We start from the raw sequence: 17,886 nt of genomic DNA, 5'->3' as shown, positions 1-17,886 counted from the left end.
ATTGTAGCGACGATCCAGCGCTTTTGGAATCCTTCACCGCATATTTGTTGATGTAATCATCGGTCGCCTGATCGCGGTGCGATTTCGACGCCACAACCATTAGTGCCGTATTGTCGGGCTTGGATACAGACATCGGGGTGGTTGGCCCAACAGCATCTTTAGCAAACTCTCCGGTTTCCTCAACAGATTGACCACTCGCATCGGTATAAAACAACCGTCCACGTGCAGGTGCGTAGACCACCCCGCGAATAGGCACACCGTTTTCCACATAAGCAATGTTTACGGTGAAATCGCCGCGCCGTTTGATGAATTCCTTGGTGCCATCCAGCGGATCAACGATGATGAACTTATCCGCCTTGGCGCTGTGCGACTCCGCCTGCTCCTCGGTTACCAGCACAACATCGGGAAAAGCGGCCCGCAAGCCCGCCGATATAATCGCATCCGCGGCCTCGTCGGCCACTGTAACGGGGCTGTCGTCTGATTTGGTCTTAACCTCAAAATCATCACGCCCGTAAATTTCCATAATCTTGTCGCCCGCCTCTAGTGAAAGACGGCGAAAAACGGCACTCATCTGATCATAATCCAAGCATACTCTCCTCGTTTCGCACCTTTTGGCACTGTTATTGTAATGTTCGCGTTACCCTTTTATGGTCTGGCGGTAAAGGAACGGCAAGAATTCCTTGCGAAAAAGGCACAACAACAGTCACAGACGGATAATTGCGGCATGTTCGAGCAACAAACCAAATCAGGTGGACTTAAATCAGGCAGCAGGCTGCTTGAGCTGATCTACCACGCGACTGTGCGCAGTGTTCGTCAAAGCCACGGTAATGCGCTGGTCGGGTTGATGATGAACATCATGCAAACCGTGATCTTTGTGATGGCGTTTTATGTGATGTTCTCGATCCTCGGGCTGCGCGGTAGTGCTGTGCGCGGTGACTTCTTGTTGTATATCATGTCCGGCATCTTTTTGTTTCTGACCCACACCAAGGCGTTGAGTGCGGTTGTCGGCTCCGAAGGGCCTGCTTCGCCAATGATGAAACACGCACCGATGAACACCTTAATCGCAATATGCGCCTCGGCCATCGGAGCGCTGTATATTCAGGTTCTGTCGCTGATCGTGGTACTTTTCGTCTATCACGTTGCTTTTGTGCCTGTTGTTATTTACCAACCTATTGCAGCATTCGGCATGTTGCTGGTTGCATGGTTTTCCGGTGTCGCCATCGGCATGGTCTTTTTGGCGCTTAAACCGTGGTTGCCCGGGTTTGTCGGCATCGGTTCAACCATCTATGCCCGCGCCAATATGATCGCTTCGGGCAAAATGTTCCTTGCCAATACCCTGCCTGCCAATCGCCGTTCGCTGTTTGACTGGAACCCGCTGTTTCACGCCATTGATCAGGCCCGTGGTTTTACATTTTTGAATTATAATCCACATTACAGCTCCTACACCTACCCTTTGATATTGTCGGTTGTTTTGCTAATGATCGGATTAATGGGCGAATTTTATACCCGCAAACATGCCTCTATCAGTTGGTCGGCAAGAAGGTAGTAAACATGCTTAAATTTCTGGCTATCCTCGTAATTTCGATTTTCCCTGCTTCAGCATCCCTTGCCGAATGGGATTTGTTCCCCGCGTTTTATGATGTTACCGGTGTGACATCAGATGATGTGTTGAATGTGCGAGCGGGTACGGGAGCCTCTCATCCGATAATCGAAACGCTGGCTTACAATGATCGCTATGTCGAGATTGTCAGGCTTAGTGCTGATGAAAAATGGGGGCTAATTGGCTATCCTGGCGGTAGCGGCTGGGCCTCGATGCGTTATCTTGAACGACAATCTGGCCAAAACGGGCCTGAACTGCCTCGCCCGCTTAGTTGCGGCGGGAATGAGCCCTTTTGGGGCTTGCAATTCAGTTTGCGCGGCAACGATTTTAGCGAACCAGGCCAGCCGTCCCATATCCTGCCCTCGGTTTGGGAAGGTATCCCTGACGGCATGTTACCCGTTACCTACGGTATCAGAATGGCGCAGGGCGGGGACAAGATAGATGCTGTCATCAACCGTAGCCAATGTTCCGACGGGATGAGCGAAAACGAGTATGGCTTTGAGATCAACGCCCTGCTGACGGGGTCATTCGGCAACCGGATGTTGACAGGATGTTGTTCGCTAGGGCGCCCGTAAGACGGAGCCAAGTAGCGCTAGATACCCCAGCCCGATCGCCAAAATTAGCGGTGCATAATATCGCATGTCCAGCGTGCGAAACGGCTCGACTGTGTCGGCAAGAGGACTGAACGGCAGATAGGTCGCTACACCGCGCAGCAGAAATATTGCGGCGAGGACTGCCAGACTTGCTGTGCGCATCCACATCGGTAGTGGCAAGGCGAGAATGCCGCCGCCCCATAGCGCAAACACTCCTGCAGCGGCCATTCCTCCAGCAACAACCAGTGTCAACAACAGCCCCGGCATGAACGCAGCCCCCTTTGTGCCCACAACCATATTGCTTAATCCTTGTCCGTCCTGCGCCGGCCATGTCATGCCAAGCCCCCACAGGATGTGAATGATGGCTGTGGCCCCTAGAACCACAAAGATCAGTATTGATACCAGTGTCATTTCTGTCGCCTTTTCCACTCCATACGCTATCGTATGTATATGCGCACCATTGCACGAGTCAATACGCCATCGTATGGTCGAGATATGAAACCACGCCTCACCCCTGATGACTGGATCAAAGCCAGCTTTACCGCCCTTACAGCAGGTGGCCCCCAAGCCATCCGCGCCGAACCTATCGCGCGAGCGCTAAAGGTTAGTAAAGGGTCATTCTATTGGCACTTTGCCGATGTTCCCGCCCTAAAGCAGGCCATGCTGGACCACTGGGGCAAGATCGCCACTCAGGACATCATTGACTTGGTAGAAGCCAAAGCATCGACAGCCAAAGATCGCCTGCACCTATTGGTTCGAATCTCGACCGCATCCACCCATGATGAATACGGCGGCGCCTTGGCCGAAGCGGCAATCCGCGACTGGGCACGCTATGATGAAAATGCAGCCAAGGCCCTGAAAACCGTCGACCAGCAGCGCATTGCTTTTGTCGAAACCCAGTTCCGTGCCCACGGCACCCCCAAAGCGCAATGCCGCCAAAACGCTAATATCCTCTATGCTGCCCTGATAGGTCTGGCGCATCTTTCGCATCACGGTTTCGCCACCCCGTCCGATGATTTGCCCGCTTTGCTGAACCGCTTGCTCGACGCATAACCGCGCTTAGGTCACCACCCGCAACGTCACATTCACTCGTCCGCCATTAGGCAACAAACCGCTGGACCTGAACCTGATCTTATCGATCCCGTGATAGGCCCTGCGCACCGCACCGCCCATCACCACCACATCACCCGACGACAGCCAAATCGTATCCGTTGCCCCACCCCGCGAATTATTACCAATCCGAAACAGACCGTCGTCCCCTAGCGAAATCGAAACAACAGGCCATAGCATATCTGCCTCGTCCGTATCGCGGTGCATACCCATCTTAGCACCTTCACCGTAGAAATTAATCAAACAACTTTCGGGCGCACGATCCACCCCCGACACGGTCTGCCATACTTCAAGCACCCGTGGCGGGATCGCGGGCCAAGCCGCACCCGACGGATGCCGATCCACATACCGATACCCGCTTGTGTCCGAAAACCAGCCGTATTCCCCTGCCGAGGTCATCCGCACCGACATCTGCTTACCATAAGGTGTTTCTGGCGAAAACGGTGGGGCCAATTGTATAACCTCGCGCAAAACATCAATCAGTGCCGTCTGTTGTCCTGCGCCCAGAAACCCTTTGTATATTTCAAACCCGCGCACGATCAGTGTTGGTTCAACCTGCCCCATTTATGCTCCTATCGCCGCATGAACAACGCGCCTTGTACATTAATTTTGCAGCAAAATTATGAATAACCACATGATATAACCCTTCTACTATTCCGGAATAGTAGTTCTATTTTCCAAGCATAATACTGGCGCAACATTACCTACCGAATTGATGCATCAGCCTCTTATAACTGGATAGAAATCTCCAACAAATTCCCGTCCGGATCGCGTAAATAGAGCGACATAATCGCGCCCTGTGCACCCGTCCGTTTCACCGGCCCCTCGATCACCTCAACCCCATAATCTGCCAGATGCACCGCCCACTCTTCCAATGCTATATCACTTAGAAAACAAAGGTCGGCGGACCCAGCCGTCGCCACCTTTGCCTTGGGTTCAAACGCGCGCCCGACCTGATGTAGGTTGATCTTCTGCGTACCGAACTTCAACGCCCAGCGCTCCTCCTCATCCGCAGGCATGAACCGCTCGGCTGTCATTCCCAGTACATTCTGATAAAATTCCAGCGTTGTCGCTAAATCCGCCACCGTCAAAACCAGATGGTCCAACCCGCTTAACCTCATCCCTGTTTTCCCTTCTTGCATCACGCCGCTACGTTACCACCATGCACGATTTTATAGGTAGATCACAAACCACTTCTTGCGCATTGGATCCAGCCCGTGCTGCGGCCCTGCACGCCACCCTTGCTCTGCCAACTCCGCCATCAAAGGCAGGTGATCCCCTGCCCTCATTTTGGCATCAAATCTATTTCTGGGACACCCAACCGCCAGAAAACCTCGGACGGGATGGTCATGCAAAAACCGGCGGTTTCATCCCCGATCTTGGCTTGCCCCGCCGCATGTGGGCCGGTGGAAAGTTATGCTTTCATGCCCCTCTTTTCGTGGATCAACCCGCCACAAAAATCACCACGATTGATGCGATCACGCAAAAGACCGGCCGCACTGGCCCGCTCGCATTCGTCACCCTGCGCCACGACATCCGCCAATCCGGCACCCTGTGTTTTACCGAGCGCCAAGACCTTGTTTACCGCCAGAACCCTGACCCTGCGGCGCCCAAATCTACACCGCCAACCGCGCGAACCGACGAAGCTCATAAGGAATCCCACAACTTCTCCTCGACTGAACTGTTTCGCTATTCCGCCCTCACCATGAACGGCCATCGCATCCATTATGATGAAACCTATGCCCGTGATGTTGAGGGTTACGGCGGCCTCGTCACTCATGGCCCGCTTTTGGCGCAATATCTGATACTGATGGCAGAACACCAGCTTGGGCCGCTCACATCGTTCCAGTTCCGCGCCACTGCTCCGCTAACGCACACAGAAAAAGCAACCTTCTGCATCAATGGAAACACCCTGTGGGTTCGGGCACCAGATGGGAGGCAATGCATGCAGGCAACCGCGAACTAGACCTGCATATTAGCCTCGACTGTAAACGCGTCGGGTATGCCGCCTGCATCCCCGCCCAGCACCAGACTGGCCATCACCTCACCCACCTTCGGGGCCATACCAAACCCGATTTTGAACCCGCCATTGGCAATGTAATGCCCATCGCGCCCCGGATACGCCCCCAGCATCGGTGCCAGCTTGCGCCCTCGCGGTCGAACGCCAGCCCAACGCTCCAATTCTTCGGCCCCTGCCAGAAACGGAAAAGCCGTGACTGCCTTCTCCAGAAACGCATCCAGCAACCCGTCCACCGCCACCGGATCATCCCAATACCGCTCGCTGGTTGATCCAACCGCAACCGTGCCATCCGAATGCGGCACCGCATAAATCCCGTCAGAAAACAACTGCGGCACATCACCGGCATCATAGCGCAACAAGGCAGACTGCCCTTTCACCCCGTTGCCAAACTCGGTGTCAAACTCCTCTGACAACGCTAACAATCCGCGATACCCTGTTGCCCAAACAACCTTGCCCTCAGCCACGCCTTCGCCAATCAAAATCTCGCCGCCCAGCGCCACCACAGCCCCCGCCAAACTCGCTGCGGCACCACGCGGCTGCATTCGTGCGCTCAATGTGTCATGCACCAGATACCCCGTCGGGCTTTCCGGTGCCCACGCGCCATATTCCGCACGTTTCACAACCCGCCACTCGGCCATCCCATGCCACATCTCGCGTGCGTAATCGACCCGTTCATAGGACAGCGCCAATACCCGCTCGGACGCAATCGGGTGCAATCTCCCGATCCGCCCATACCCTGACGACACGCCTGATAACCGGTCGACCTCGCACCAATGCGCCTCGGCCATTGCCAGACTCCGGTACTGAAACTCTTTCTTGGCATCCCACCGCTCGGGCGTATGCGGGGCAAGTGCACCGACCAATCCACCGCTTGATCCAGCCCCGATACGGTCCACTTCAATCACCCGCACCTTGGCGCCGCGCGCAGCACAAGCATAGGCCACCGATAGCCCGAATATCCCTGCCCCCATCACCGTCACATCAACCATTGCCAAACCGCCTTACCTCTTTCATTGTCCCGCTGGTTATGACCCATTCAAGCGACCATATCCAGACAGCAGAATTAACATGGCGCGATGGTACCTTGCCCGTCAGCACCCGCTTTGATGATCCCTATTTTTCGCTTGAAAACGGGCTTGCCGAAACCCGCCATGTTTTTCTTGCCGGCAATGATCTGCCCGCCCGCTTCGCGCCTGTTTTTCACATCGCCGAACTCGGCTTTGGCACGGGCCTGAACATGTTTGCCACTTTGCTGGAATGGCGCGCATCGGGCCAAACTACCCCGCTGCACTTCACCAGTTTCGAGGCATTCCCTATGTCCGCCCCCGACATGGACAAAGCCCTGCGTGCCTTCCCCGAAGCCCACGCCATCGCCGCCCCGTTCCTGACCGAATGGGCCAACGGGAACCACTATATCGAAACGGATGATCTGATCGCCAACATCATCATCGGCGATGCCCGCATAACGCTGCCCGCATGGGCAGGCACAGCAAACGCATGGTTCCTCGACGGATTTTCCCCCGCCAAAAACCCCGAACTCTGGGGTGATGCCCTGCTTGCCGATGTCGCGAAACATACCGCACCAGCCGGAACGCTCGCCACCTATACCGCCGCCGGATTTGTGCGCCGCAGCCTTGCATCCGCAGGCTTTACCGTCACCCGCACCACAGGCTTCGGACGTAAACGCCACATGATCACGGCGGTGCTGACATGAGCCAGCAAAACAACCGCCTAGGTATCTGGCTGATGGTCGCCACCACTTTTGTATTCTCGGTCCAAGACGGCATCTCTCGCCACCTCGCGGGTGAATATAACGTCTATATGGTCCTGATGATCCGCTACTGGTTCTTTGCCGCCTTCGTCCTGACCATCGCTGCCCGCGCCCCCGGCGGCATCCGCCAAACGGCCCGCACAACACAACCATTCCTGCAATCCTTCCGCGCGCTGCTTTTGGTCGCCGAAATCGCCGTCACAGTTCAGGCCTTCGTGCTTCTCGGCCTTGTCGAAACCCACGCCATCTTCATCAGCTACCCCTTGCTGATCGCGGCTCTCTCCGGCCCGATCCTGGGCGAAACCGTCGGCTGGCGCCGCTGGGCTGCTGTCGGCATCGGATTTATCGGCGTGCTGATTATCTTGCAACCTGGCGTCACCGTGTTCCAACCCGCCGCCATCATCCCGCTGGTCGCCGCTCTGATGTTCGCACTTTATGGGCTGCTAACCCGCTACGCCGCAAGACGCGATACCGCCGCCACCAGTTTCTTCTGGACCGGCACAGTGGGTGCGCTTGGCATCACGGCTGTGGGGTTATGGTACTGGGAACCAATGATCGCATCTGACTGGGTATGGATGGCGGCACTTTGCGTTACAGGCGTGCTTGGCCACTGGCTGCTGATCAAATGCTACGAGGTGGCCGAGGCCAGCGCGGTTCAGCCCTTTGCCTACCTGCAACTGGTCTTTGCCTCTACTATCGGCATCCTGATCTTCAACGAAACCCTGCGCCTGAACGTGGCTATCGGTGGTGCGGTCGTGGTCATGGCAGGCCTGTTCACCTTATGGCGCGCCCGCACCAAAACACACTAACCCGCCCCCTTCTTCTTGCCTAAAATACCTGCCGCGCGCAGCGCATTAAACCTTTTCACTTCTTCTTGCGCCACGTTGCCAGCCACGCACCAATCCGCCCGAAAAACCCGCTAGCACGTTCTTTGGCCGCATCGGCATGGTCATCAACCTTGTCCCAAACCTCGCCTGCATCCTCTAGCAACGGATCAACCGAACGTTCCCTAAACTGCCGCCACATCGCGCGAATAAAGAAATAGGCAACAATCAGGAATATGAAAAAGAAGATGTTGAACCACGGAATAATCCGCACATCCGGCCCCGCAATGCTGCGGATTCCAACGGCATTCGGATAGATCGAGAAGAATTTGTTGCGCCAGCCGTAATGGGTGATCACCACCCATTGCTCGCCACCAGTTACCGAAACTGCTGCCGCCGCCTCAGCTTGTAAATCCGAGCTGTCAAACTTGAAATACGGCGGCCAGATCCAGCCGGTATCCTCGTTACGATACACCATCACGCCACGCGAATCGCGCGGGATAAAACCCAATAGGAATGTTTTCTGCCGCTCGGTATATATAAACCGAATATCGCGTGTCGAATACTCGGCGGCACCACTGTCCGCTTGCGCATAGAACATCCGGTTAAACGTGGTAAAATCTTGCCGGATCACTTCAGTTGATGTCACCCGTGCAATATCATGCTGCGGCAGGACATAGTGCAACAGCCCGAAAACAAACAGCAGAGGCAGAGCCTTCAATATGATTTTTACTTTGCGCATTTCAAACCTCACTGGGTGTTCGTTAAATAAAGTATAACCGCCACAAAAATCGGCGGAATAACATAGACCAACACAATCAGCTTCTTGCGAAAGCCGCCCTCATATTCGACCATACCTTCGTCTATATAGACATCCCGCGCCGCCGCATCACCCCCCTCGGGCGCATTTGCATCCCATTCTTTTTCCAGCTTTTCGCGCCGGATAGACCGCGAAAAGATCGAGATCGCGAAATAAACCACGCTCAAGCCAATAAACCCCAGCACTATTAACCGGATTAACCCCATTTTAATTCCTCCTCACCGCGCCCCACGGGCCAACCAATTCGATCAAATCCTCAGGCTCGGGCATTGCCACGGGTTCCTCCATCGGCTCACCCTCGCCATACAGCGCCTTGCGTGCGCCCGCCTTGTCCACCTGATATTCCCGCTCCAGAAACTGGGCAACGAATGTCTTTTTGGCATCCGGCCACGCCGAATAGGAATGGTAAAACCGCTCTTTGTGGCAAATGAACAGCTGGCGAATATCCATTGGTGTTAACGCCGCCAACAGCATATTCACCAAATCCCTGTCCGCGTGCGGTTTGGAGCGCAACGTATAGAAATATGCCGGATGATCCGATGATATCCGTGGCCAGTTCCCGCCGGATTGCGCCCAGCGCAACAACGCCGCCAACCCGTGAAATTCCTCGGGCAAATCGCTTGCATACTTCCGCGTCAGCGCCCGGATATCGCGCCGCGTCGCGTCGCTTAAATCCTCATCCTTTGCCGCCGCCACATCAACCGTAATGAAATCCATTTTCTGCTGCAAAATTGCCGCCGCATCCACGCCCCGCGCTTTCACAATCGGCTCCACCAGATCGTTCAGCTCCAGAAATATCGCAATCTCGTTCCGGTCGTTAAAATCAAACGTATAGTCAATCGGCAGCTTGCCCAGATCCGCCTTGCCGCCCGCACAAATCGCCGCCGGATGCTCGAACGTGCGAAACACATAGATGCCGCCAAAATGCTTGGTCCAGAAATTATCCTGACTAAACGTCATCTTTTTCAACTGCAAAGGTGCGCGCGTTACATCACCGGTTTTCTTGGCCAGCCCGATCATTACGGCGATCAGCACATCGTCCCACCACGCATCATCCTCGCGTTTGAACCGCTCGATCTTATCCGCCAGCGCCTCCGCCGATTTCACATGCGCCTCGGTGGTGTCCGCCTCAATCGTCACTTGGCGAATATCAAACAGCCGCACCGCCTCCTCGACCGAATAGACCGTGTTCAACAACTCCCCCGCCACCGCATCCTTGGCGGTCAATGCAAACAGTTGCGCCTCATTCTCCTCGATAAATTGTCGCAATATCCCGCGCGAGGTCGAGAACTGCGCATTCAACAAAGGTGCTGTTTTCTGCTCGGTGGTCAGCAGAATAAACTGCCGGTTACAGCCCCCCTCGTTCAGATACAAATGATCCTTCAGACTATCGCCCACCTCTGGCGAATACCCCGAAATATCGACATGAAAAGACTTCAGGCGCGTCTTCTTCCCCGTCAACTGCTTCAACGCACGGTTATACCGCTCGACCAGAGCGGGCGAGGAAATACGGATCAGGTTCCCGAACATCAGACCGCGTTCAATTAGGCGTTTCATTGTTCCCACCTCAAAGATGCACAATTTTCACTACGCAGTTTTGACTTCGCAGTGAGGATTTGGGTTTCTTTCTTCTCGTCAAAAGAACCTTCAATATCTTTCGGGAAAAGTTCATCGTATGTATCATCAGATATTCTCGACCATAGGGAACCCAGCATGAAATCTACAGATGGGCCACCGCTGAGGTTCCAAAGTATACCAATGGGAACTTCTTTAACGTCTTCCTTCAATATTTTCCCATCAGACATTCCTTTTACAAGTACTTTTAATAAATCGTATCCGCGCTGAAATAATTGTTCTGTGAGATCCTGTTCATCTTCAACAAGCATCGCCATTGCAGCACATTTCCAATGCGCATAGCCACGCATTCCAAGATCATTGAAGTCGGGCTCCGCTCTTAACGGGCTACTTGAGAAAGTCGCAGACATTAGCACCACCGAGAAAAACCAGCTTACTAGCTTCATTTGAATACCGTTCTTATTCATACTCATATCTCTGGCCTCCACTTACTCGGCTGCATCGCCAACACCACCAACACAATCGGCCCCCAGACCATCGCCGATAGTAACCCCAACCGGATCAGTTCGGCTGACGAGGACATATAGTATTCCCCGTTCGCCGTGATCGCCACTATATCATTCGGCGGGCGGAACATGGTGAAATATGTGATGCTGATCACCAGTAAAACCAGAAACGAGATCAACAGATTCCAGAACAGCCCATACCAACTCTGCGGAAAGCTCCGCGCCATAGACAGCGGCAGCAACGCCGCCAACATCGCAATCCCCGCCACCGGCAGGATCATTTCGGCCCAGTTGGAGAGGACGGCGGTTGGGGTCATTGGTTCGCTTTCCCCTCCAAATACCGCCGCTTCGCCTCTTCCATCCGCTCCATATCCCGCACTGCATTCGCAATCGCGATCTCGTCCGATTTATCGGCATAGCGGAACTCGGAATCCGCATAGCGGTTGATCTCCTGTATCACCATTTCAACGCTAATCGGCTGGGTCATATCGGTGATCATCCCCAGCTTTTCGTCATAGGGTTTGAACAGAAACAGATCAGGCTCCTCCATCCATTCATCCGGCAGCTCAAAATCCATCGCCCGCACTTTCACAGCATCCGTGATGTTCTTAATCGCCCGCCCCGTGAACCGCGCATCGGCCTCCTGAATCCCCTTCAGATACGCCCCCAGTTTGGCAATCGTATCCAGCGCGCCGATGTCTTTTGACACCTTCTCAAACACCTTCAACAACCCGTCCTCATGCGGTTTTGAGTGCCCCTCGAACGACGCAGCCACCGCTTTCTTGATCTCCTGCGCCGCGAACAACTCATGATCCCCCGTCGGGATCGAGTGGGTCTTACCCATCAGCAAATGCAGAATATCAATGTAATCCTCGCGGGTCTGCGGCCCATCCACCAAAAACCGCGCCCCCGCCCGTTGGCGCAACGCATCATCGACATTCTCGGGATAATTCGAGAACATCCCGAAGGTGCAATTGCCCCGAACCACCGTATTGGCCCCCGCAAAACTTTCCATCAAAACAGCCGTGATCTCCAACTGCCCAGCGCTTGATTGCCGATCCCCACGCTTGCCCGCCAACTGGTCAATATCATCAATCGTGCCAAAGCCAATCACATTGGGATCAAGCACATTGTCGATAAACGCCTTGGCATTCTGGCCGGATTTACCCTGATAACTGTCAATGCTATCGGTGCTCAAATTCTGGAACCGGAACGGGTAATCCGCCACCTCGCAATAGCCCGAAATCAACCCCGCCATCATCTGGATCAGCGTGGTTTTCCCCGTCCCCGGCGCGCCATCTCCCATAAAGGTAAAGATGAACCCGCCCATTTCCGCGAACGGATTCAGCTTGCGTTCAAAATCATAGGCCATCAGCATTTTCGACAGCTTCACCGCCTGATATTTGGCGATGTGGTTGCCCACCACCTCGTTTGGCTTCTTGAACGTCATGGTCAGCTTGCTGCCCTTACCCGCCCGCGCCGGTGTGAAACCGGCAATGGTCAGACCGTCGGCTTCAATCTTGTAAGCCGCTCCCGTAAACGCCGCCAACCGTGGCGCGTTCTGCGCCCGCAACGCAACCTTCTCCATCACCTGCTCGGCAAAGGCCAAAACGCAAGCAATCAGCTTGGGCTCCTCATCAGCGAACGTCGCCAAATCTTGATCCAGCTCCCACAACGCCCCGTGCAACGCCAATTGCGCATTGTCGGTCAAAATCTCCTCAACCTCGTCAATTTCCACCGTCACTTCGGACGCATGCGGGGCCAGCAAAAACGACGTGGCATTGGCAAACGTATACAAAGTCACCAAAGCCTCGCCTGCCAACAACTCGGTAAACTCACCCTTCTTGCCACTAGCCAGCGTGCCTTCCAGATTGTCCCGCTTTAACGCCGCCAGCCCTGTGATCTCGGCAAACCCCTCGCCCACCGCCAGCGCAATCGCCAGCGCGCGGCGCAGGTTGTGCATCACGTTGGCTTGCAGGGGCGACACTAACGGATCATCCCCGTCACTCGCCTCGATCCGCTCTAACAGACGAACCCCCTCGGGCCGCGCAGTTGATCGTGTCACCAGCCCCGGCGTGGTGCTGCGAAACCGCCGCCGCGTGCCAATGCCCGCCGACTTTTCCTTGGCCTCGGAAACCTTGGGTTTGGCTATCCGCGGGGTATGATCCAACCCCTCCAGCATCCCTGCCGCCGCATCATAATGCTTACGTATATCCGCCTCTGGCAGTTCCATTTGATCGGATGGCATGCTCATAATTCAATCCTCATTTTCGTTCTATAAATATCCCCGCGCGGAGCGCATAGAATCTCTTATCTGTAACTCAAAACCCGCCCTTGCGGTGACACCACAAACTTCCTCACCGAATTAAACCCCTTGGGCTTTTTCTCTTCCAACACCTGATACGGCTTTTGCGGCAGGATAATCGCCCGCTCTGTCCGTGTCGCCCCCGTATCCGCCCCGTGGCCCGAAAACGGATCCAGCGCAAAAATCTGCCGCTCGACCGTGCCAAACCAGCCGGATTTTTCCTCAACCACCCGCTCGCTTTCCAGCTCTTCCATGGTCCACGCCAGCGCCCAATCTTCGCCCACGCCGCCATCGGCCTCTTCCAGAACTTCACGCAATGGCCCGGTCTGGCGGGTAAAGGCGGACGAATACATCGGCCCCACATGGAACCGGCGCAATCGTTTGGGGTGCAGATCGTCGAAATCTTCGTCAAACCCCTTGGCAATGGTCAGCAACTTCAACCCGCCCAATGCCTGCGCCATCAAATGCGCTTGGGCTTCGGGCCAGCGGCGCTGGTCTTTGGGCAGTGCGGTCGATCCGGTGTCCTCGACCTCCAACAGGTAAATAACCGGCAGGTTCACTTGGCTGTCATACACCGCCCAATGCACCAGATAGCGCTTGCGATCCGCCCCGTCATTGCCCTGCCATACCGCTTCGGGATCATTCTGCGGCCAGAACAATTCACCCTTTTGCAACTCTTCATAATAGAGCCGCTGTGACATCGCATATTGCAGCTTGGTCGGGATTTCCAGATCCCCGACAATCTTGCGGATCATCTCGTCCTTGATCTCGGATTTGGCGGGCATATTGCGCAAATGCCGCTCGGCCTGATGCGCATCATTGGCCATGGTCATCAGCTCTTGCGCGATGGGAAAGCCGCTCTCGACGCGGTCAAAATCCAACTCGCCCGCCATCGGACCAGCAATCCGCCCCGTCATCAGGTATTTGTTGGCCAGCGCCTGAAACGTGCGCGACAGCCCCAGAATGTAACGGCCAAGGATCGCCACATCCGCCTTACTTAGCCGCCCCTCAGATTCCATCGCCCCCGCCACCCGCGCCATATGCGTGGTGATCAAATCAAACTTGGCAAAATACCGCCGCGCCGTCAGAGCGTCGTTTAGCTGGGCGTGGTCTTGGGTGAGGTCAGTTTTTGGCATTACTCACCCTTTGATCTAAATTTCATAAATTTCCAAATACTCCGATACACACCTTGCCCAAACAACAAAGCTAGCGAACCCAAAACCACTACCCCAATCAAAATTTCAACGCGTAAACTTAGATCTGAAAACCATTGCTGGTCCGAGTGATAAGCTTGGTTTGCGCCCCACTTCCACACAAAGGCGATGCCCAAACCAAACAACAAATATCTAGAAGTGCGGGTCATCCGCCATACAGGTTCTTGTCATGCTTCTCGACAATCTTCGAGAACCGCCGTGCGAACCGCTCGTCCGCTTTGGCCTTTTGCTCCAGCACCTTGCGGGCAAACACCATGTGGTCCTCGTGCGCTTCCATCATGTCGGCCATCCGCTGATTGGTCGCCGTGCCAATCGCTGCCATCGCCGCCTGCGCTTCTTGATCCGTCTCAACACCAATTTCGTTGATCCGGTGCGCCACGTCTTGTTGCTGCGCGGTTTTCAACGATTTGGTCAGCGCGTCATACAGCACCACCCGTTGTTTGGTGTCCGTTTGCAGTTTGTTGATCAAAACCATCTGCGTCGCCGCTTGGTTCTGCAATGAATCGATCCACGTTTTGCCGGTCTCGATATAGCGCTCCAAGGTTTGCGATTTGGCCAGCTTGACCTGTTCGTCCTGCACCATCTCGTTATAACCCGAGTTCAGCTCGGCCAGCTGGGTCTCCAGCTTGGTCCGCGCCGCCGCGTCTTGTTCGACGCTGATCTTGTTCTCAAGTTCGATAATCTTCGGGTCCATCGCCAGAATATCGGCGCGCAGGGTTTCCAGCTGGCCCACAGTTAGCTCACGATCATCCAGTGTCTCGGTCAGGTTCACCGATACCTTTTCCTTTTGCACGTTCAGCTCGGCCAACTGGCCTTCCAGCAGCTTGACGATCACGTCGGATTTGGAAATCAGGTCTTGCACCTTTTCATCCACCGACGCCCCGCGAATACGTTCCTGACGCATCGAATCCGCCTTGGCCTTGGAAAAAATCCCGATGAATGTCTCCATCCCCGTCTTGTTCCGCATCTCGTCAAAATCTTTGGAAAATCCAGCCGTAACATCGTCCAGCCCCATGATCAGGTCGGCAATATTAGCGTTCATCAGCTCGGTATGGGCATGCACATCCTCGAGCGTGGCGTTCTCGACATCAATGTTGATGCCCTTGTCCAGCTTGCTCCGCGCCGCATCAATACGGCTGGTGATATCTGAAATTTTGCTTTGCGCTGCGGCGACTTGCTCTTGGGATTCTCTAATCTGGGCGTCGAAATTGGCCATTTTGGCTCCTCGATGATGAATACAATAACCGATATATGGGCCTTCTTATCTGAAATTTCAAAGCGGTAACATCCCGTTTTCGTCATTTGTTGCATTGCCGCCTAAAGGTAGGGGCGTTAGATTTATCGCATGAATATAACAACATCAGACCGACTCATCAAAGAAATTGAGACCCGCCGCGACGCGCTGATTGAACTGACCCAACAGTTGATCCGCATCCCCACCCTAAACCCGCCGGGTACAAAATACCGCGAGATTTGTACATTTCTGGCCGAACGGCTGGGCCAATCCGGTTTCAAAATCGAACTGATCCGCGCCGTAGGGGCGATTGCGGACAGCGACGAATACCCGCGCTGGAACCTGATTGCCCGCCATGAAGGGGCAAATACCGGCGAATGTGTGCATTTCAACAGCCACCATGATGTGGTCGAGGTTGGCCACGGCTGGACGCGTGATCCGTTTGGCGGCGAGCTGGACGACGGCAAAATTTATGGCCGTGGCGCGTGTGATATGAAGGGTGGGCTAGCGACCTCGATCATCGCCGCCGAGGCGTTCATCGCCATTTGCCCCGAATACCACGGCGCGATCGAAATCAGCGCCACAGCGGACGAGGAATCCGGTGGGTATGGCGGTGTCGCTTATCTGGCCGAGCAGGGCTATTTCAGCCCCGACCGCGTGCAGCATGTCATCATCCCCGAACCGCTGAACAAAGACCGCATTTGTCTGGGCCATCGCGGTGTCTGGTGGGCAGAAATCGAAACAAAGGGACGTATCGCGCATGGCTCGATGCCGTTCCTTGGCGATTGTGCAGTGCGCCATATGGGGGCGGTGCTGGAGGAAATGGAAACGCATCTGTTCCCGCTGCTGGCCAGCAAACACACCGATATGCCGGTGGTGCCGGACGGGGCCAAAGAATCCACTTTGAACATCAATTCGATCCACGGCGGAGCGGTGGAGCAAGACCCTGATTACACCGGCCTGCCTGCTCCATGCGTGCCCGATCGCTGCCGGATCATCATTGATCGACGGTTTCTGATTGAAGAAAATATTGACGTGGTCAAATCCGAAGTCGCGCAGATGCTGGAAAAGATCAAAGCCGAGCGCCCCGATTTTGAATATGAAATCCGTGACCTGTTCGAGGTCCAACCCACCATGACAGCCGAGGACACCCCCGTGGTGCAAACCGTCGCCCGCGCGATTGAAAGGGTGATGGACAAGCGGCCCGAATATGTGGTGTCGCCCGGCACATATGATCAAAAACACATCGACCGCATCGGCAAGTTGAAAAACTGCATTGCATACGGGCCGGGCATTCTGGACCTTGCGCACCAGCCGGACGAATGGATCGCTGTGCAAGATATGGTCGATAGCGCCCAAGTTATGGGTTTGGCCTTGGCAGACTTGCTATTACCGAACTAAGCTACCGTGAATTACATAGGGAGAATCAGATGTTTAACCGCCTGAAAATGACCGTCGCAGCGCTTGCGCTTACCGCTGGCACCGCCTTTGCGGCGCAGGATTCGATCACCATCGGCATGGTGCTTGAGCCACCGAACCTTGATCCGACAGGCGGTGCCGCCGCCGCGATTGACGAAGTGGTGTACGCCAATGTGTTCGAAGGTTTGACCCGCTTTGGGTCGGACGGTGCCGTTCTACCCGCATTGGCCAGCAGCTGGGACGTATCCGAGGATGGCAAGACTTATACGTTCCATTTGCAATCCGGTGTAAAATTCCATGACGGCACAGATATGAACGCCGATGATGTGGTGTTTTCACTGAACCGCGCCCGCGCCGAAGATTCGACCAACGCGCAAAAGGCCCTGTTCAAAGGCATCGAAAGCGCAGTTGCCACCGACGCAACAACCGTCACCATTACCCTGTCCGATCCAAACGGCAGTTTCCCGTTCAACATGGCATGGGGTGACGCGGTGATTGTTGGCGAGGAAAGCATCGCAGATGCGGCCACCAACCCCATCGGCACCGGCCCGTTCAAATTTGCGAACTGGGTGCAGGGTGATCGCGTCGATCTGGAACGTAACGCCGATTACTGGGGCGAGGCACCAGCCCTGTCCAAGGCCACGTTCAAATTCATCTCGGACCCGAACGCGGCCTTTGCTGCGGTGATGGCTGGCGACGTTGACGCGTTCCCGAACTTCCCCGCGCCAGAAACCTTGTCGCAGTTTGACAATGATCCACGGTTCACCGTTATCGTTGGCTCAACCGAGGGCGAAACCATCCTGTCGATCAATAATAAATCCGGCCCATTGTCAGACGTAAAGGTCCGCGAGGCGATTGCACATGCGATCAACCGTCAGGAAATCATCGACGGGGC

21 protein-coding genes are annotated in these 17,886 nt (G+C 55.0%); 8 read left to right on the top strand and 13 right to left on the bottom strand.

The features are described from left to right. Positions 1-571 (bottom strand): 3'(2'),5'-bisphosphate nucleotidase CysQ family protein (locus ACWB12_RS08790; RefSeq protein ID WP_479529701.1); only part of this gene is annotated, 571 nt, incomplete at its 3' end. A gap of 153 nt (positions 572-724) precedes the next feature. On the opposite strand from ACWB12_RS08790, the gene ACWB12_RS08785 reads away from it, so the two are divergent. Beyond that, entirely contained in the window at positions 725-1,546 is an 822-nt protein-coding gene (locus tag ACWB12_RS08785; RefSeq protein ID WP_479529700.1) for an ABC transporter permease, read from the top strand. A 5-nt stretch (positions 1,547-1,551) separates the two neighbouring features. Next, entirely contained in the window at positions 1,552-2,175 is a 624-nt protein-coding gene (locus ACWB12_RS08780; protein WP_479529699.1) for a hypothetical protein, read from the top strand. Here ACWB12_RS08780 and ACWB12_RS08775 read toward each other — a convergent pair. Further along, entirely contained in the window at positions 2,161-2,604 is a 444-nt protein-coding gene (locus tag ACWB12_RS08775) for a DUF3995 domain-containing protein (RefSeq protein WP_479529698.1), read from the bottom strand. The two genes, ACWB12_RS08780 and ACWB12_RS08775, sit on opposite strands and share 15 nt — an antisense overlap. Positions 2,605-2,688: 84 nt before the next feature. Here ACWB12_RS08775 and ACWB12_RS08770 point away from each other — a divergent pair, with 84 nt between their 5' ends. Beyond that, complete coding sequence (locus tag ACWB12_RS08770; protein ID WP_479529697.1) at positions 2,689-3,246, top strand: TetR/AcrR family transcriptional regulator; 558 nt, start codon at positions 2,689-2,691, stop codon at positions 3,244-3,246. 6 nt (positions 3,247-3,252) lie between these two features. Here ACWB12_RS08770 and ACWB12_RS08765 read toward each other — a convergent pair whose 3' ends face one another. Both ACWB12_RS08765 and ACWB12_RS08760 read right to left on the bottom strand, forming a co-directional pair. Further along, entirely contained in the window at positions 3,253-3,867 is a 615-nt protein-coding gene (locus tag ACWB12_RS08765) for an alpha-ketoglutarate-dependent dioxygenase AlkB family protein (protein WP_479529696.1), read from the bottom strand. A gap of 164 nt (positions 3,868-4,031) precedes the next feature. Further along, the gene (locus ACWB12_RS08760) at positions 4,032-4,424 is read right to left on the bottom strand and encodes a VOC family protein (RefSeq protein WP_479529695.1); all 393 of its coding nucleotides are present in this window, start codon (positions 4,422-4,424) and stop codon (positions 4,032-4,034) included. A 41-nt stretch (positions 4,425-4,465) separates the two neighbouring features. Here ACWB12_RS08760 and ACWB12_RS08755 point away from each other — a divergent pair, with 41 nt between their 5' ends. Continuing rightward, complete coding sequence (locus ACWB12_RS08755) at positions 4,466-5,269, top strand: HTD2 family dehydratase (protein WP_479529694.1); 804 nt, start codon at positions 4,466-4,468, stop codon at positions 5,267-5,269. Here ACWB12_RS08755 and ACWB12_RS08750 read toward each other — a convergent pair. Next, on the bottom strand, positions 5,266-6,312 hold the full coding sequence (locus ACWB12_RS08750) for an NAD(P)/FAD-dependent oxidoreductase (RefSeq protein WP_479529693.1): 1,047 nt from the start codon (positions 6,310-6,312) through the stop codon (positions 5,266-5,268). The genes ACWB12_RS08755 and ACWB12_RS08750 overlap by 4 nt on opposite strands. A gap of 38 nt (positions 6,313-6,350) precedes the next feature. Here ACWB12_RS08750 and mnmC2 point away from each other — a divergent pair, with 38 nt between their 5' ends. Then, a complete protein-coding gene (mnmC2, locus tag ACWB12_RS08745; protein ID WP_479529692.1) occupies positions 6,351-7,037 on the top strand; it encodes a tRNA (5-methylaminomethyl-2-thiouridine)(34)-methyltransferase MnmC2 in 687 nt (228 codons plus the stop codon). Further along, positions 7,034-7,903, top strand: coding sequence for a DMT family transporter (locus ACWB12_RS08740; RefSeq protein WP_479529691.1), 870 nt, complete (start codon positions 7,034-7,036; stop codon positions 7,901-7,903). Before mnmC2 ends, ACWB12_RS08740 begins: the two co-directional genes overlap by 4 nt. A gap of 55 nt (positions 7,904-7,958) precedes the next feature. Here ACWB12_RS08740 and ACWB12_RS08735 read toward each other — a convergent pair whose 3' ends face one another. The 8 genes from ACWB12_RS08735 to ACWB12_RS08700 all read right to left on the bottom strand — a co-directional run bounded on the left by ACWB12_RS08735 (position 7,959) and on the right by ACWB12_RS08700 (position 15,554). Then, the gene (locus ACWB12_RS08735; protein ID WP_479529690.1) at positions 7,959-8,660 is read right to left on the bottom strand and encodes a DUF1523 family protein; all 702 of its coding nucleotides are present in this window, start codon (positions 8,658-8,660) and stop codon (positions 7,959-7,961) included. 8 nt (positions 8,661-8,668) lie between these two features. Beyond that, the gene (locus ACWB12_RS08730; RefSeq protein WP_479529689.1) at positions 8,669-8,944 is read right to left on the bottom strand and encodes a hypothetical protein; all 276 of its coding nucleotides are present in this window, start codon (positions 8,942-8,944) and stop codon (positions 8,669-8,671) included. Position 8,945: 1 nt separating this feature from the next. After that, positions 8,946-10,295 carry a DUF6638 family protein gene (locus ACWB12_RS08725; protein ID WP_479529688.1) on the bottom strand — a complete coding sequence of 450 codons (1,350 nt, stop codon included), beginning with the start codon at positions 10,293-10,295 and terminating at the stop codon, positions 8,946-8,948. Beyond that, positions 10,292-10,786, bottom strand: coding sequence for a hypothetical protein (locus ACWB12_RS08720; RefSeq protein ID WP_479529687.1), 495 nt, complete (start codon positions 10,784-10,786; stop codon positions 10,292-10,294). Before ACWB12_RS08720 ends, ACWB12_RS08725 begins: the two co-directional genes overlap by 4 nt. Continuing rightward, on the bottom strand, positions 10,783-11,136 hold the full coding sequence (locus ACWB12_RS08715) for a hypothetical protein (protein WP_479529686.1): 354 nt from the start codon (positions 11,134-11,136) through the stop codon (positions 10,783-10,785). Before ACWB12_RS08715 ends, ACWB12_RS08720 begins: the two co-directional genes overlap by 4 nt. Next, the gene (locus ACWB12_RS08710) at positions 11,133-13,073 is read right to left on the bottom strand and encodes an AAA family ATPase (RefSeq protein WP_479529685.1); all 1,941 of its coding nucleotides are present in this window, start codon (positions 13,071-13,073) and stop codon (positions 11,133-11,135) included. Before ACWB12_RS08710 ends, ACWB12_RS08715 begins: the two co-directional genes overlap by 4 nt. Positions 13,074-13,129: 56 nt before the next feature. Beyond that, positions 13,130-14,260 (bottom strand): hypothetical protein, encoded by a 1,131-nt coding sequence (locus ACWB12_RS08705; protein WP_479529684.1) that lies wholly within the window; start codon positions 14,258-14,260, stop codon positions 13,130-13,132. 223 nt (positions 14,261-14,483) lie between these two features. Continuing rightward, positions 14,484-15,554: a hypothetical protein gene (locus tag ACWB12_RS08700; protein WP_479529683.1), complete on the bottom strand. Its 1,071-nt coding sequence runs from the start codon at positions 15,552-15,554 to the stop codon at positions 14,484-14,486. A 129-nt stretch (positions 15,555-15,683) separates the two neighbouring features. On the opposite strand from ACWB12_RS08700, the gene ACWB12_RS08695 reads away from it, so the two are divergent. Both ACWB12_RS08695 and ACWB12_RS08690 read left to right on the top strand, forming a co-directional pair. After that, positions 15,684-16,973, top strand: coding sequence for an acetylornithine deacetylase/succinyl-diaminopimelate desuccinylase family protein (locus tag ACWB12_RS08695; protein WP_479529682.1), 1,290 nt, complete (start codon positions 15,684-15,686; stop codon positions 16,971-16,973). A 29-nt stretch (positions 16,974-17,002) separates the two neighbouring features. Further along, positions 17,003-17,886, top strand: an 884-nt coding sequence (locus ACWB12_RS08690; protein WP_479529681.1) for an ABC transporter substrate-binding protein, incomplete at its 3' end; no start/stop codon positions are given.

Source organism: Profundibacter sp. (assembly GCF_056498605.1).
The sequence above is the reverse complement of the archived record's forward strand: the minus strand, read 5'-3'. Positions and strand labels throughout refer to the sequence as shown.